General features: G+C 72.6%; 12 protein-coding genes. 9 read left to right on the top strand and 3 right to left on the bottom strand.

All coding sequences use genetic code 11. The features are described 5' to 3' along the window. Nucleotides 1-27 precede the first annotated feature (27 nt). The 3 genes from AB0N90_RS00415 (at nucleotide 28) to AB0N90_RS00405 (ending at nucleotide 3,240) form a co-directional block, all read left to right on the top strand. Complete coding sequence (locus AB0N90_RS00415; protein ID WP_365192053.1) at nucleotides 28-519, top strand: cobalamin-dependent protein; 492 nt, start codon at nucleotides 28-30, stop codon at nucleotides 517-519. Continuing rightward, entirely contained in the window at nucleotides 516-1,883 is a 1,368-nt protein-coding gene (locus AB0N90_RS00410; RefSeq protein ID WP_365192052.1) for a methylaspartate mutase, read from the top strand. The genes AB0N90_RS00415 and AB0N90_RS00410 overlap by 4 nt, the downstream gene beginning before the upstream one ends. A 121-nt stretch (nucleotides 1,884-2,004) precedes the next feature. Further along, entirely contained in the window at nucleotides 2,005-3,240 is a 1,236-nt protein-coding gene (locus AB0N90_RS00405) for an ATP-grasp domain-containing protein (RefSeq protein ID WP_365192051.1), read from the top strand. Here AB0N90_RS00405 and AB0N90_RS00400 read toward each other — a convergent pair. Beyond that, the gene (locus tag AB0N90_RS00400; protein ID WP_361669420.1) at nucleotides 3,230-3,967 is read right to left on the bottom strand and encodes a response regulator transcription factor; all 738 of its coding nucleotides are present in this window, start codon (nucleotides 3,965-3,967) and stop codon (nucleotides 3,230-3,232) included. The genes AB0N90_RS00405 and AB0N90_RS00400 overlap by 11 nt on opposite strands. Before the next feature lie 523 nt (nucleotides 3,968-4,490). Here AB0N90_RS00400 and AB0N90_RS00395 point away from each other — a divergent pair. The 4 genes from AB0N90_RS00395 to AB0N90_RS00380 are packed head-to-tail and all read left to right on the top strand — an operon-like array spanning nucleotide 4,491 to nucleotide 10,171. Further along, nucleotides 4,491-6,161: an aromatic amino acid ammonia-lyase gene (locus AB0N90_RS00395; protein ID WP_365192050.1), complete on the top strand. Its 1,671-nt coding sequence runs from the start codon at nucleotides 4,491-4,493 to the stop codon at nucleotides 6,159-6,161. Further along, entirely contained in the window at nucleotides 6,145-7,605 is a 1,461-nt protein-coding gene (locus AB0N90_RS00390; protein ID WP_365192049.1) for an AMP-binding protein, read from the top strand. Before AB0N90_RS00395 ends, AB0N90_RS00390 begins: the two co-directional genes overlap by 17 nt. Beyond that, nucleotides 7,605-9,440, top strand: a complete 1,836-nt coding sequence (gene asnB / locus AB0N90_RS00385; protein ID WP_365192048.1) for an asparagine synthase (glutamine-hydrolyzing) — start codon at nucleotides 7,605-7,607, stop codon at nucleotides 9,438-9,440. Before AB0N90_RS00390 ends, asnB begins: the two co-directional genes overlap by 1 nt. Before the next feature lie 29 nt (nucleotides 9,441-9,469). After that, nucleotides 9,470-10,171 (top strand): alpha/beta fold hydrolase, encoded by a 702-nt coding sequence (locus tag AB0N90_RS00380; RefSeq protein WP_365192047.1) that lies wholly within the window; start codon nucleotides 9,470-9,472, stop codon nucleotides 10,169-10,171. A gap of 77 nt (nucleotides 10,172-10,248) precedes the next feature. Here AB0N90_RS00380 and AB0N90_RS00375 read toward each other — a convergent pair whose 3' ends face one another. Next, nucleotides 10,249-11,295 carry an NADPH:quinone reductase gene (locus AB0N90_RS00375; protein ID WP_365192046.1) on the bottom strand — a complete coding sequence of 349 codons (1,047 nt, stop codon included), beginning with the start codon at nucleotides 11,293-11,295 and terminating at the stop codon, nucleotides 10,249-10,251. Between the two features lie 112 nt (nucleotides 11,296-11,407). After that, on the bottom strand, nucleotides 11,408-12,385 hold the full coding sequence (locus AB0N90_RS00370; RefSeq protein WP_365192045.1) for an LLM class F420-dependent oxidoreductase: 978 nt from the start codon (nucleotides 12,383-12,385) through the stop codon (nucleotides 11,408-11,410). A gap of 225 nt (nucleotides 12,386-12,610) precedes the next feature. On the opposite strand from AB0N90_RS00370, the gene AB0N90_RS00365 reads away from it, so the two are divergent. Both AB0N90_RS00365 and AB0N90_RS00360 read left to right on the top strand, forming a co-directional pair. Then, nucleotides 12,611-13,816, top strand: coding sequence for a cytochrome P450 (locus tag AB0N90_RS00365; RefSeq protein WP_365192044.1), 1,206 nt, complete (start codon nucleotides 12,611-12,613; stop codon nucleotides 13,814-13,816). A gap of 54 nt (nucleotides 13,817-13,870) precedes the next feature. Beyond that, the gene (locus tag AB0N90_RS00360) at nucleotides 13,871-15,229 is read left to right on the top strand and encodes an MFS transporter (protein ID WP_365192043.1); all 1,359 of its coding nucleotides are present in this window, start codon (nucleotides 13,871-13,873) and stop codon (nucleotides 15,227-15,229) included. Nucleotides 15,230-15,258 lie beyond the last annotated feature (29 nt).

Raw genomic sequence — 15,258 nt, 5'->3', positions numbered from 1 at the left:
TGAACCGTCTCCATGGAAGGAGCAGTCGTGACAGGTCCCGCCCACCGGGGGCACCGCGCCGACGCGGGATCCGGACGCAGGCTGGTCGTCCTCGGCGTGGCCGCGAGTGACAGCCATGCCGTGGCCAACCATTTGATCGCCCATGGCCTGCGGGCCCAGGGCTTCGACGTGGTCAACCTCGGGACATGCACCCCGGTCGCGGAGTTCGCCGCCGCGTGCCGGGAGCATCCCGAGGCGGAGGCGGTGCTCATCGGCAGCATGAACGGGCACGCCTACGAGGACCTCAGGGAGCTGCCCGCCGCGCGGGCCTCGGGGGCCGTGCACTGCCCGGTGGTCCTCGGCGGCAATCTGTCGGTCGGCAGCACGAAGGACGCGGCCGCGACCGAGCGGCTGCTGGCGCTCGGCGTGGACCGTATCGTCACCGATCCCGCGCTGCTGCCGGCCGTCCTGGACGAACTGCGCGCCGAGCGCGCCCGCACGGCCGGCCGGGTCCGGGGCGACGGTCTGGGTGCCGCGTGAAGCGGACCCTGCCGCCGGGCGGAGCACCCGTGCCGCCGCCGCTGCGGGAGTCGGCGGCGTACATCGAGGGGCTGGGCAAGCCCACCGTGGCGCAGGTGCTGCGGCGGGCGCACGAGTCGGGGCGGGTCGCCGTCCAGCCGCGCTGCGGGGTGGGCGGGCACGAGGAGATGAAGCGGCTGCTGACGACGCTGGAGGAGCGGGCGGCGCCCGATGTCCTCACCCTCACCATCGACTCGCACACCCGGCTGCTGCGGTTCGGGCAGGCCCGGCGCGCGCTGCTGGACGACCCCGCGGACCTCAACGGATATCCGCTGGTGACCCATGGCTGGCGGCGCGGCCGGGAGCTCAACGAGGCGGTGGCCGCGCCCCTGGAGGTGCGGCACGGCTCGCCCGATGCCCGGCTGCTGTTCGAGACGGCCGTGGCGTCCGGCATCACCTCGTTCGAGGGCGGCGGCATCTCCTACAACCTGCCCTATTCCAAGGCGGTTCCGCTGGCCGATTCGCTGGCGGCGTGGGAGGAGGTCGACCGCCGGTGCGGTGAGCTGGCGGAGCTGGGGGTGGTGGTCGACCGGGAGCTGTTCGGGACGCTGACCGCCGTACTGGTGCCGCCGTCCATCAGCCTGGCCGTCAGCGTCCTGGAGGCCGTCCTCGCGGTCCGGGCGGGCGTCCGCTGCGTGTCGATCGCCTATCCGCAGGGCGGGCAGGTGATCCAGGACGTCGCCGCGCTGCGCGCGATCCCCGAGCTGGCGGCCCGGTACCTCGGCCCGGACGTCCTGGTGCCCCCGGTGCTGCACGAGTTCATGGGGGTCTTCCCGCGGCAGCGCGGCCACGCGGAGGACCTCATCCTCTACGGCGCCCTCGTGGCCCGTCTCGGCGGGGCGTGGAAGGTGATCTCCAAGACCCGTCAGGAGGCCGCGGGCATCCCGGACACCGAGGCCAACGCCGAGGGCATCCGGCTGGCCGACCGCGCCAACTCCCCGCTGCTCGACTTCGTGACGGTGGACGAGCAGCGGGTGGCGGCCGAGCGGGAACGCATCCTGGTGGAGGTGGACGAGCTGGTGGCGCCGGTGCTGGGCCGGGGCGGCGATCTGAAGGCGGCGATCGTGGACGCGTTCGCCGAGGGCACGCTGGACATCCCGTTCAGCGCGAGCCGCCACGCCCGCTCGGAACTCATCCCGGGCCGGGACCGGGAGGGCGCGATCCGCTATCTGTCCGCCGGCTCGCTGCCGTTCTCCCGGCGCACCCTGCGGCACAACGACGAGCTGCTGGACCGCCGCGGCGAGGGACGCATCGGGGAGATGCTCGACGCCGTCACCGCGGACATCTACTACTTCCCCGATCTGTTCGGGGAGCCGCGCTCCTGAACCGCCCTCCCCTGACAACCCGCCCTCCCCCGGCAACTCGCCTTTCCCTGAATCGACTTGACCACGGCATCCACCCGATCACGGATCAGCCAGGATCCGCAGTGAGAAAGCGACACATCCCATGACGCCAGCCAAGCGCCTGCTTCTCGTGGGCGGTTCCGCCACCCATCTGTCCAAGGCACGGGCCAGCGGTGCCGACATCCTCTGGGTCCGGCTGCCGGACGAGACCGGACCGGTCGACACCGGGGACGGCGTCGAGGTCGTCCACGCCGACTACGCGGACGTGGAGACGCTGCGCCGACTGGCCCAGGAGGCGCACGCGGTAAGGCCGTTCGACGCCGTGGTGTCCCTGACCGAGCCCGGCCTCGACCCCGCCGCCCGGGTCAACGACCAACTGGGCCTGGCCGGTACCGGATTCGAGGTCGCGCACCGGTTCACCGACAAGTACCTGATGCGGCGGCGGCTGGCGGAGGCGGCGGCGCCCGGGATCCGGCTGGTCGCCTGCGCGCTGGTCGAGGACGAGCGGAGCCTGCGGGACTTCGGTGCCGCGCACGGCTACCCGTTCATCGTGAAGCCGACCTGCGGCACGGCGAGTTTCGGGGTGCTGAAGGTGGACGCTCCCGAGCTGACGGCGGCGGCCTGGGCGGAGATCGGCCGGCTGCGCGCCTCCGACCATCCGCTCGTCCACGCCTACGACCTGGGCGAGTTCATCATGGAGGAGTACATCGACGGGCCGCTGTGCAGCGCCGAGGCGTTCAGCTTCGACGGGCACCATGTGGTCGCGACCGTCACCGAGGCCATCACGGAGGAGAGCAACCACGTCCATGTCGGCCATGCCATTCCGGCGCGCGTGAGCCCGGCCGTGGAGGCCGACGTGGTGCGGGTGACGGCGGCCGTCCTGGACGCGCTGGGCTACCGCGACGGCGCCACGCACACCGAGTTCAAGCTGACCCCCGAGGGCCCCGTGCTCATCGAGACCCAGGCCCGGGTCGGCGGGGCGCTGCTCAACCAGCTGATCGGCACGGTCTACGGCCTCGACCTCCAGGAGCTGGCCTTCAGCTGGCCGCTGGGCGTGGCGCAGGCGGTGGCGGAGCGGCCGAAGCCCCGTGGCGGCGCGGCGAGTTGGCTCATCGTGACGGAGCCCGGGAAGGTGCGGGAGGTCCGGGGTCTGGACGAGATACTGGCCAAGCCGGACACGGTGGGCGTCGACCTGTGGGTGGGTCCGGGCGATGTGGTCCGGTCCTTCGACGGGCAGTGGGACGGGCTCGGTCATGTGGCGAGCAGGGGCGACGACACCACGGATGCCATCGAGCGCTGCCGGCGGTCCCTGGCCGAGCTGCGCATCCTCACGGATTGACGCACGGAGCGGGGCCCGGCAGCAGACGGCGGTCCCGCGCGTAGACGATGGCCTGCGTGCGGTTCCGCACCCCGAGTTTGCGCAGCAGGTTGGAGACATGGAACTTGATGGTCCGCTCGCTGAGCACGAGGGTCTCCGCGACCTCCTGGTTCGACATGCCCTTGATGACCAGCTCGAAGATCTCCTGCTCGCGCGCGGTCAGCGCGGCCATCTGGTCCTGGGCGGGCATCGCCGGCCTGCGCACCCCGACGAGGTCGACGAGCCGGCGCGCGAGCGGCGGGGGCACCACGGCGTGTCCCGCCGCGACCGCCCGGATCGCGGTGGCCACCTCGGCCGGCGCGTCGTCGTTCAGCACCACTCCGTCGGCGCCGTCGCACAGATAGGCCAGCGCGTCGTCCAGCGCGCCGGCGTCGGCGAGGATCACCACGCCCACCCGGCGGCCGGCGTTCTCCCGCAGTCCGCGCAGCACCTCCGCGGTGTCCCAGGCGGGATCGGCGTCGTCGAGCAGCAGGGCCTGCGGGCGTTTGACGGCGACGGCGTGGTTCAGCTGAAAGGGAGTGGTCGCCTCGGCGACTATCTCCACTCCGGGGGACTGCGCCATGACGGTGCGAAGCGCGATGCGCGTCAGTGCCCGGCTGGCCAGGACCGCCACCTTGACTTCTTTGCGCGCGGAAGTGTTCTCGTCATCGGTTCGTTCGGTTTCGGGCAGTGCTTTGTGCAAGAGCATGGAGTCCTGTCCTTGTCCCGTCATGAATCGTGTCCACGGGCGCGAGAATTGAGTTAAAGATTCCTTGGCACGCGCGCTTCTTCGTGGGAAGCGGTATGCATCCGTAAATCCCTTACCCCTAAAGGAAAGGTGCTCTTGCGGCTCTTCCGGCCCCCCGGACCGCACTCACCGGACCACTACGACACTCCATGTCAACAAGCCCCCCGTCTCCGTGTGCACGCCGCAGCATGTGTGATGAATCACGCTGTTTCGGTAAACACCCCGGCAGTCAATTGAACGTCAAACAGCAGTCCTCTGACCGGCATCGAGCCTACGCGAACACGTGGACGACTGTCCAGAACGTTACTGACAAAGAAACAGCTAAATACGCGTCGCATATCTTGACATTGAGAGCCGAAGCCGATGTGCGCAAATAAGGAAACCGTCCCTGCGGACAGGGTGGAAAACCCGTCGTCGGGCGGAAGGCGGGGGAACGTCCGGTGGCCGAGGGTGAGGGCCTGTCGTCATCACACGGGGGTCGCACGTGTCGGGTACACCGGGCAAGGCCAGCAGTACGACGCTCACACTGGACGGTGGTTCGCTCACCCCCACCCAGGTGGCGGCGCTCGCGCGCGGCGCCGCCGGCACAGCACGGGCGGAACCCGCCGCGGGGGCCGTCGAGCGGATGCGGGCGTCGGTCGCCCTGAAGGACTCGCTGCTCGCGCAGGACATCCCCATCTACGGCGTGACCACCGGGTTCGGGGACAGCTGCATCCGGCAGATCTCCGGGGACAAGGCCCATGATCTGCAACGGCACCTGGTGCTGTACCACCTGAACGGGGTGGGTCCCGCCGCGCCGGACGAGGTGGCACGGGCCACCATGCTGATCCGGGCGAACGCCCTGTCCCGCGGGCCCTCGGCGGTGCGCCCCGAGGTGGTGCGGACGCTGCTGGACTGCCTGGCCGCGGACATCCTGCCGATGATCCCCGAGCGGGGCTCGCTCGGCGCCAGCGGCGATCTGGTCCCGCTGTGCTATCTGGCCGCCGCGCTGATCGGCGAGGGCGACGTCAGGCACCGGGGCGAGGTGCGCCCGGCCCTGGACGCGCTGCTCGACGCCGGGATCCGGCCACTGTCGCTCGAACCGAAGGAGGGCATCGCCCTCATCAACGGCACGTCGTTCACCGCCGCGTTCGGCGTACTGGCCGCCTGGGACGCCCGCGAACTGGCCTTCGTCGCCGATGTGGCCACCGCGATGACCCTGGAATCGCTGCGCGGCAACATCTCGGCGATGCACCCGTTCGTGCACGCGAACAAACCACATCCGGGACAGATCGAAAGCGCCCGTACGATCCGCGCGCTCCTTTCCGGATCCGGCCTCGCGACCTCCTTCGAGGACATCCTGACGCGCCGGGAACCGCTGGCCGGGCGCGGCTATCTGCAACTCGACGACCGGATCCAGGACAAGTACTCGGTGCGCTGCGCCCCGCAGATCGCCGGCATCGTGCGGGACATGCTCGACTGGGTGGACCGCTGGCTGGAGACCGAGATCAACTCCTCCAGCGACAATCCGCTCTTCGACACCGAGGAGTCCCGGCTGCACCTGGGCGGGAACTTCTACGCGGGGCACGTCGGGCACGCCATGGACAGCCTGAAGGTCTCCGTGGCCGGGCTCGCCGATCTGATGGACCGGCAACTCGCGCTGGTCGTGGACGAGAAGTTCAACGGCGGGCTGCCGCCGAACCTGATCGTGCCGCGCTCGGCCGACGATCCGCAGGCCGGACTGCACCACGGGTTCAAGGGGATGCAGATCGCGGCGTCCGCGGTCACCGCGGAGGCCCTCAAGCAGACCGGGCCCGCCTCCGTCTTCTCCCGCTCCACGGAGGCGCACAACCAGGACAAGGTCAGCATGGGCACCATCGCGGCCCGGGACGCGCGCACCGTGAACGTCCTGGTGCGCGAGGTGGCGGCGATCCATCTGCTGGCGCTCGCGCAGGCGGTGGAGCTGCGCGGGATCGAGTACTGCGCGCCCGCGACCCGCGCCGTGCACGCGCTGCTGCGCGAGCACTCCGCGTTCGTCAGCCGCGACCGCCGTCTCGACGGCGACATCGCGGCGGTGATCGGGCTGATCGAGAGCGGGGCCGTGCGGCGCGCCGCCGGCCTCGCCGACTCCGACTTCGTCACAGGCAGGGGGCTGGCAGATGTTGTTGCTGCGTGACCGCGAGCAGAACACGGCGGTCGGAAAGCTGGTCGAGGAGCACACCCGCCTCGTCCGGGAGACCCACGCGGGCACCGGAGACCTCACGGCGGTGCACGCGGCCAAGCTCGCACGGGCCCTCGGCCACGCCGCGGGCAGCGCCCTGTACCGGCACACCGCCGACGCCTCGGTGCGAGCCGACTGGCCGACGGCCGAACTCCGCGATCCGCGCGCGGTGTTGGGGGAGCTCTTCCCACGGCTCCCGCTGCTCGGCAAGGCCGAGCTGTCCGCGCACGGCGAGGAGGCCTTCACCCGGCCACTCGCCGAATTCCTGCACTACTACGAGTCCTCCGGCACCACCGGCAACCCGGTCGCCGCGCCCAAGGCCGTCGACGACCTCGTGATCAACACCATCAACATCGGTGAACTGTGGGCCCAGTTCCTCCAGCCGCGCGATGTCGCCCTGATCCTGATCAACGCCCCGTTCGCGCCCGCCGCCTACCAGTTCGAGAAGGTGCTGGAGTACGTGGGAGTGATGTCGTTCCGCCCCTGGGTGGACAACATCACCGGCGACTACGGCAGGGTGCTGCGCCTGATCGAGTCCCTGAACGCCAATGTGTTCGTGGGCCCGCCCTCCCGGCTGCTGGAGATGATCCAGTTCGCCCACCGGAGCGGCCTTTCGGCCCCGCGCTTCGACCGGCTGCTGCTCATGGCCGAACAGACCGGACCGAGTTTCGTACGCCACCTGGAACGGCTGACCGGCGGCACCGCCTACGTCTGCTCGTACGGCTCCTCGGAGACCGGCACGACGGCGGTCACCTGCCGGGAGCGCAATCTGCATCTCCAGACCCAGAGTTATCTGCTGGAGCTGCGCGACGACACCGGCATCCGGCCGGTCGACGGGTCCGCCGACCGCGGTGAACTCGTGGTGACCACCCTGGACCTGCCGGCCCGGCCGCTGCTGCGCTACCGCACCGGCGACCGTGTGGAGATCACCGGCGAGGAGTGCGCCTGCGGGGTGCGCACCCCGGTGCTGCGCACGCTCGGCCGGGAGCAGGACGTCGTGGCGCTCTCCGGCAACGGGGTGCGCCAGAACGACCTGGAGGCGGCCCTGTGGTCCACGGAGCTGCCCGGACACACCGTCTTCAACTACATGCTGGTGGTGCGCGACCGCGGTGTGGTCCTGCTGGTGACCACGGACGGCACTCCGGACGAGGCCTGGAACGCGGTGGTGGCGCGGCGACTCGCGCCGCTGTTCCCCGGTCTCGCGGTGTCCGTGCGCCCCGTGGAGACCCTGCCCCCGCTCGCCTCCCTCGGCCAGTACCTCGGCTGGAAGCTGTCCCGGGTCCTGGACCTCAACGACGAGCGCAACTGGGCGCGCCTGCCGGAGCCGATCAACGCCGTGGTCGCCGAGTCCCTGCGCCAGCTGGAGACGGACTCCGACGCGCCGGAAGGAACTCGCTGATGTGCGGCATCACCGGATGGGTCGACCACACCCGCGATCTGTCGGGCCAGGGCCCGCTGCTGACCGCGATGGCCGCCACGATGGCCCCGCGCGGCCCGGACGGCGCGGGCGTCTGGCTCTCCCCGCACGCCGCGCTGGGACACCGGCGGCTCGCCCTGATCGACCTGGCGACCGGGGGCCAGCCGATGACCCCCGCGGGCCCGGCCGACCCGGCGCCGCCGGCCGTCCTCGTCTTCAGCGGCGAGGTGTACAACCACGGCGAGCTGCGCGCCGAACTCGCCCGGCGCGGGCACGCGTTCCGCGGCAGGTCCGACACCGAGGTGGTGCTGCGGGCCTATCTCGAATGGGGCGAGGGGGCCTTCGACCGGCTCGTCGGCATGTACGCCTTCGCGCTGTGGGACACCCGCACCGAGACCCTGCTGCTGGTGCGCGACCGGCTCGGCATCAAGCCCCTGTACTGGACCCGGCGTGGCAGCGGAGTGATCTTCGGCTCCGAGCCCAAGGCGGTCCTGGCCCATCCGGAGGTGCCCGCGGAGGTCGATGCCGAGGGCCTGGCCGCCCTGTTCACGGTGGCGATCAAGCCCCCGGGCCAGGGCGTCTACCGGGGCCTGGACGAGGTACGCCCCGGCCATGTCGTACGGGTGGACCGCGACGGCGTGCGTCACCGGCGCTATTGGGAGCTGACCACCGCCCCGCACACCGACGACCTGCCCACCACCGTCGCCGAGGTGCGGCGGCTGCTGGGGGACGCGGTCGGCTCCCAGCTGGAGTCCGATGTGCCGCTGATCGCGCTGCTGTCCGGCGGCATCGACTCCAGCGCCATCGTGGCCCTCGCCGCGCGGCGCCTCGCCGAGGACGGCGGCGGCCGGCTCGCCACCTACGCGCTGGACTTCACCGGCAGCGAGACCGACTTCAAGCCGGACGCCCTGCATGTCAGCAGGGACGCACCGTTCGTCCGGGCGGTCGCGGGCCATGTGGGCACGGACCACACCGATGTCTCGGTCGAAACGACGTCCCTGGTGGGCGAGTTGGGCCCGGCACTGCGCGCCCGGGACATGCCCGGGGTCGGCGACCTCGATGTGTCCCTGCTGCTGCTCTTCCGCGAGGTGCGCCGGCACGCCGCCGTGGCCCTGTCCGGGGAGGGCGCCGACGACTTCTTCGGCGGCTACCCCTGGTTCCGCGCCGAGGCGGAGCGCCCCACGGACAACTTCCCCTGGTCGGCCGGGGTCAAGGACCGCAACGCCCAGCTCTCGCCGCAGCTGCGCGAGGCGCTGGACCTGGACGCCTATGTCGCCGACGCCTACCGCACGGCGCTCGCCGAGGTGCCCCGGCTCGACGGCGAGAGCGGCGCGGACCGGCGGATGCGCGAGGTGTTCCACCTCCAGATCACCCGCTTCCTGCCCTTCCTGCTGGACCGCAAGGACCGGATGAGCATGGCCAACGGCCTTGAGGTACGGGTGCCGTTCTGCGACCACCGGCTGGTCGAGTACCTGTGGAACGTGCCCTGGGAGTTCAAGCGGACCGGCGGCCAGGAGAAGGGCCTGCTGCGCCAGGCGGTCGCGGATCTACTGCCGGACGAGGTGGTGCGGCGGCCCAAGAGCGGCTTCCCGTTCGGGCACAGCCCCGCCTACCTCGACGCGATCCGCCGTACCGTGCGGACCATCGTCGCCGACCCCGCCGCGCCGGTCCTCGACCTGGTCGATGTGCCCGCCGTGCGGGCCATGGTGGACAGCGACGCCTGGTTCAGCGGTGACTTCACCCCGCCGCCCTGGCTGCCCCGGCTCATCCAACTCGACCAGTGGCTAAGGGAGTACGGCGTCCGGGTCGTGCTGTGAAACCCGTGAGCGGAAGGAACGAACCCTCGATGGCACAGCTGCACATCGAACAGTGGGGCGACGGTGACCGCACCGCCGTCCTGGTGCACGGCATCACCGCCGACACGAACAGCTGGTGGCGTACGGCACCGGAACTCGTCCGGCAGGGCTATCGCGTCGTCGCGGTCGACCTGCCGGGCCACGGCCGCAGCCCGCGCTGGGACGCGTACGGCCTCGACGCGATGACGGACGCGATCGCCGAGGCCCTGCCCGAGCGGCCCGATCTGGCTCTCGGCCACTCGCTGGGCGCCCTGCTGCTGGCCGGTGCGCTGGACCGGCTGCGGCCACGGCGCGTGGTCCATGTGGATCCGGCGTGGGCGGCGCCGCCCGACGAGGCGACGGCCAAGGTGATGACGGACGCGCTGCGCGTCCAGAAGGACTGGAGCGAGGAGCGGATCCAGTCCTCGCTGGCACGCTGGGAGCCGCGGGCGCGGGAGCACAAGTCGGCCGCGCTGCGCCGCTGGGACCCGGCGACCCTCGACGCGTTCGACGGCTTCGGCGGCTACGATCCGCCGGCGCCCGAGGTGCCCTCCCTGATCGTCCTCGCCGACCCGAGCCACAACGTCCCGCCGCCGTGGGCCCGGAAGTTGGGCGAGCGGGGCTTCACCGTGCGGGCTGTGCCGGACACCGGGCACGTCGTGCACAACGAGGACTTCACCGGCTTCTGGGCGGTGCTGGAGGAGTGGCTCTGATCGCCTGACGCGAGAGCGGAGACGAAAACGGGAGCGGGGCGCCGGGATTCCGGCGCCCCGCTTCTTCGCATGTGCGCTCAGAACTCCCCGATGTCCACCAGGACCCGCCCGATCGTGCCGTCCTGCACGGCCCGTTGGGCCTCGGCCGTCTTCTCCAGCGGGTAGCGGTGCAGCGGCAGCCCGGCCGCCTCCCCCACCCGCAGGGCACCGGCCCCGACGGCCGCGGTGAGGTCGGCCACCGCCTGGGCCTTGGCCTTCGGCGGAACGGCGTACACCAGCAGGCCCTGCCAGCGGGTGCCCGCGATGAACTGGTCGAAGACCGGCAGGGTGAGGGTGTTGCCGCCGTCGTTGGAGTAGTAGACGACCGTGCCGCCGAAGGCGAGCACCGCCTGGTCCAGCTCCGCGTTCACCGCGGGCGCGACCTCGACGACCAGGTCCACCCCCCGGGGCGCGACGGCCCGAATGGCGGAGGCGGCGTCCTCGGCGCGGTAGTCGACCACGTGCTCGGCCCCGGCGGCGCGGGCCAGCCGGGCCTTCTCCGGGCTGCTGACGGTGGTGATCACCGTGGCACCGGACCAACGGGCCAGCTGGATCGCCGCGTTGCCCACCGCGCCGGCGCCGCCCGCCACCAGGACCGTACGGCCGTCCCAGGTGCCGGGGCCCAGCCGCTCGGGTCCGCTGCCGGGCAGGGTGAGGGCGCGGTGGGCGGTGAAGCCGGGGATGCCCAGGCAGGCGCCGAGGTCGTAGGAGGCGTGATCGGGCAGCGGCACGGCCTGGGCCGCGGGCAGCACGACGTATTCCTGCGCGGTGCCGTCGGGGCGCATCCAGGCGGCCTCCCAGATCCAGACCCGGCGGCCCAGCAGCCCCGCGTCGACGCCCTCGCCGACGGCGTCGACCAGACCGGCGCCGTCCTGGTGGGGGACCTGCGGGGCGGGCAGGGCCTGGCCGGGGGCCGCGCCCTTCCAGTCGGTCGGGCCGCCGCCGCGGGCCTTCCAGTCGGTCGGGTTGACGCCCGAGACGCGGACCCGTACCCGCACCTCGCCGGGCCCCGGTCCGGGTATCGGCCGTTCGACCAGTTCCAGTACGTCCGGTCCGCCCCTGCGGGTGTATGCGATCGCCTTCATGGCTGTCGGGGCCGCCGGGCCGAGCCCGACGCCCCTCCCCCTCTCCGTGTCGTTCTCGGTCGAATTCTGCGTACAGCGGGCTTGTGACGCGGCGTATCGGGCTCTTGCCCCGTCACCGGGCGGGCGCGAGGGCGCGCAGCGCGGTCAGCGCCCCCTGCGGTCCGGTGCCCGTCTCGGGCGCGGGCAGCAGATGGAGGAACGGTGTGTCGATGCCGGCCGCGACGAAGCGGGCGATGTGCGCACGGCACTCCTCCGGGTCCCCGTGGATCAGCAGGTCGTCCACCAGCTCGTCCGGTACGGCGGCCGCCGCGCGCTCCGGGTCGCCCTCGGCCCAGGCCCGCCAACTGGCGTCGAGGACGTCCGCCCGGCCGAGCCAGGCGTGGAAGGCGGCGTACGTCCGCGCGTTGAGGATGCCCACCAGCATCCGGCGGCCGATCCTGCGCGCGTACGTCCGGTCGCGGGTCGGGCACACGTACAGGCGGGCGACGAGTTCCCGGTCCGGCCGTTCGGGCCCCAGCGCGTCCGCCACCACGGGTACGTCCTCGACCGCGAGGAAGTTGGTGATCGCCCCGTCGGACTCCTGGGCCGCGAGCCGCAGCATGCCGGGCCGCAGGGCGCCGATCATCACCTTGGGCCGGGGTGCGGGCGGCCGCGGCAGCCGGAACCCGTCGATGGTGAAGCTGTCGAAGCGGCCCCGTACCGTACGCCCGTCGAAGGCCTCGCGCAGAAAGCGTGCCGTGTCCCGCACCCGCCGGTACGGCTCGGCGGAGGAGATGCCGTTGATCCGGTCGACGAACGGCGGCCCCGAGGAGCCGATGCCGACGACCACGTCCCCGCGCGCGGCCTCCGCCAGGGTGGCCGCGGTCATCGCGAGCAGCGCCGGGCCTCGGGTGAACGCGGGCACCACCGCCGTGCCCAGGCGCATTCCGGGCACCCAGGCGGCGGCGAGGGCCAGCGGGGTGAACCCGTCGTGTCCCGCCGCCTCGCCCGTCCACAGATCGGTGTAGCCCAGGCCGGGCAGTTCGCGCAGCACGGGCGCGTGGTCGGACAGGGGGACGCCGGGCAGCGGAAGGTTGACCCCGTAACGCACGATGACGGGCCTCTGGATCGCCGGGGACGGATGGTCACGGTGAGCCTAGTGAGCGCGCCCCACCCGGTGACCTGGCCGCGGGGCGGGGAAGCGGCCCGTCCGCCGGTACGGCCCGGCGGCGGGCCATCCCCGTCCCAGACCCGAAGACCGGCCCGGCCGGGCGCCCGCAGACTGGGGGCAACCGACGGGGTGCCCGCAGGGACGCCCGGCTGAGGGGGAGTCTCCATGAGCAGCAGTGCGCAGGACCCGACCGCCTTCCCGTTCCCGCCCGGCCCGCTGGGCGAGCCGCCCACCGAGCTGTCCGGGCTGCGGTCCGCGTGCCCGGTCAGCCGGGTGACGCTGCCCAGCGGCGACGAGGCGTGGGTGGTGAGCGGCTACGACGAGGTGGTCACGGCGCTCACGGACCGCCGGCTGTCCCGGGCCGCGCTGCGCACACCGGGCGCGCCCCGGATGGTGAAGGGCCCGGACTTCGGCGACAACCCGTACAGCATCTTCAACCTCGACGGCGCCGACCACGCCCGGCTGCGCCGGCTGATCGCGGGCGCGTTCGCACCGCGCCGGGCCGAGGAACTGCGGGCCCGGGTGCAGGAGATCACCGACGAGCTGATCGACCGGGTGGCGGCGCTGCCCCAACCGGTCGACATCTACCACGAGTTCTGCACGGTGCTGCCGATCTGGGTGGTCTGCGAGATCGTCGGGGCGCCGCTGGCGGACCGGGACCGGATCAAGACCTGGACCGAGACGCTGATGAGCGTCGGGCCCAATGAGCGGCGGCTGGCCACGCGGGAGGCGATGACCGCGTACGTCCGGGAGCTGGTGGCCGCGCGCCGGGCCGAGCCCCGGCACGATCTGCTCAGCGCCCTGGTCCAGGCCCGGGACGCCGACGACCGGCTGTCCGAGGCCGAACTGTCCTGGCTGGGCGCCGAGTTGCTGCTGGCCGGTCATGACACCACGGTGAACACGATCGGCCGGGGCGTCTTCCAGCTGCTGCGGCACCGGGACCAGTGGGAGCTGCTCACCGCCCGCCCGGACGAGCTGACCGAGCCCGCCGTGGAGGAGGTCTTCCGGTACGCCCCGCCGTCCGATGTGGGCCTGCTGCGCGTGGCGTTGGAGGACGTGGAGCTGGCGGGCACCTCGATCGGCAGGGGCGAGGGGGTCATCCCGCTGATGCACGCCTCCTCGCGGGACGAGCGGCAGTTCGCGGAGCCGGAGCGGTTCGACATCACCCGCGCGGACAACCGCCATCTGGTGTTCGGCTACGGCCCTCATCACTGCCCCGGCGCGGGTGTGGCCCGGATGGAACTCCAGGTCGCCTTCGGCACGTTGGCGCGCAGGCTGCCCGGTCTGCGGCTCGCGGTGGACCCGGAGGAGGTCAAGTGGATCGGTGGCCACATCACGCTGCGCACCGAGGGGCTTCCGGTCACTTTCTGAGGCCCCGCGCCGATTCACGGGACGTCACCGCCGCCCGGATGATCAGGTAGGAACGTGCCCACCACCTCCCGCCCCCTGGCTCTTACGGTCCTGCTCGCCTCCACGTTCATTCAGCTGCTGGACACGACGATCGTCAATGTCGCCGCGCCCGCCATCGGAGCCGACCTGGACGCGGGCAGCGGCCGGCTGGTCCTCGTCTCGGCCGTCTACACCGCCGCGCTCGCCGCGACGCTGCTGCCGGCCGGGCGGCTGGGCCACCGGCACGGTCCCCGGCGGGTGTTCGCCCTCGGTGTCGCGCTGTTCACGCTGGCCTCGGCGGGCTGCGGCCTTGCGCCGACGGTCGACGTGCTCATCGGCATGCGGCTGATCCAGGGCGTCGGCGCCGGGGTGATGGTCCCGCAGGCCCTGTTCGCGATCTCCGCCCTGTGGCAGGGCCCGGCCCATCGCCGCGCCCTCGGCTGGTACGGCGCCACGATGGGCCTCGCCTCGGTCCTGGGTCCGGTGCTGGGCGCGCTGCTCAGCGAGTCGGACGTGGCCGGCCTCGGCTGGCGGGCGATCTTCGCGGTCAACGTCCCGGTCGGGGCCGCGGTGCTGGGGGCCCTCCCCCGCTGTGTGCCGGTGCTCGCACGCGACCCGGAGCAGCGGGTGGGCTGGTCGACCGCGGCCGGGCTGGCCGCCGGGGTGCTGGGCCTCGTCCTGGCGATCTCGCTGGCCCGCACCGTCGGGGGCGTCCTGCCCTGGCTGTGCGGGGCGGTCGGCGCCGCGGTGGTGGTGTGCGCCCTCGTGTTCCAGGAGCGGCACGGACGTCCCGTCACCCTGCCCCTGGAGCTGTGGCGCGGGCCGAGGTTCCGTGCGGGGAGCACGACCGCGGCGGCGTTCTTCCTCGCGGTCACCCCGTTCTTCTTCCTGTTCAGCCAGTGGCTGCAGACGGTCCGGGAGCTCAGCCCGCTGCGCGCCGGGCTGCTCCAGATCCCCTGGGCGGTGGGCGCGATCGCCGGCTCCACCCTCGCGGGGCGCCGGGCCCGCTCCCCCCGGCACAGTGTGTACGCCGCCGCCCTGGTCGCGGCGAGCCTGCTCGTGGTCGCCGTACTGCTCCCCCGGGTCCCGCCGGTCGCGCTGAGCCCCGCGCTCCTTACGGCCGGGATCGGCTACGGCGCCTTCGTGGCCCGGGTGTTCGCGGACACGCTCGACGGAATCCGGCCGGACCTGCGGGGCGCGGCCTCCGGTGCCCTGCCCGCGATCCAGCAGCTGTCCGGGTCCCTGGGCCTGAGCTGCGCGGGCCTGGTCTTCTTCCCGGCCGGACGGCTCGCGGGCACGGTGTACGCGTACAGCCTGCCGTTACTGTGCCTCGCGGTGCTCGCGTCCCTGGCGCTGGTGCGCACCTACACCCGTACCGAGAGCGTTACGGCCTAGCCGCGCCGACGCCCGTACCACCGTTCTCC

The organism is Streptomyces sp. NPDC093018 (genome assembly GCF_040684035.1).
GTDB classification, from domain to species: domain Bacteria; phylum Actinomycetota; class Actinomycetes; order Streptomycetales; family Streptomycetaceae; genus Streptomyces; species Streptomyces murinus.
This window is presented reverse-complemented; position numbering and strand designations above follow the sequence as displayed.

Bases quoted from the DNA above. Each gene is read 5' to 3' on its own strand.
- AB0N90_RS00405 (WP_365192051.1), top strand. From the start codon at position 2,005: ATGACGCCAGCCAAGCGCCTGCTTCTCGTGGGCGGTTCCGCCACCCAT.
- AB0N90_RS00400 (WP_361669420.1), bottom strand. From the start codon at position 3,967: ATGCTCTTGCACAAAGCACTGCCCGAAACCGAACGAACCGATGACGAG.
- AB0N90_RS00390 (WP_365192049.1), top strand. From the start codon at position 6,145: ATGTTGTTGCTGCGTGACCGCGAGCAGAACACGGCGGTCGGAAAGCTG.
- asnB (WP_365192048.1), top strand. From the start codon at position 7,605: ATGTGCGGCATCACCGGATGGGTCGACCACACCCGCGATCTGTCGGGC.
- AB0N90_RS00380 (WP_365192047.1), top strand. From the start codon at position 9,470: ATGGCACAGCTGCACATCGAACAGTGGGGCGACGGTGACCGCACCGCC.
- AB0N90_RS00375 (WP_365192046.1), bottom strand. From the start codon at position 11,295: ATGAAGGCGATCGCATACACCCGCAGGGGCGGACCGGACGTACTGGAA.
- AB0N90_RS00365 (WP_365192044.1), top strand. From the start codon at position 12,611: ATGAGCAGCAGTGCGCAGGACCCGACCGCCTTCCCGTTCCCGCCCGGC.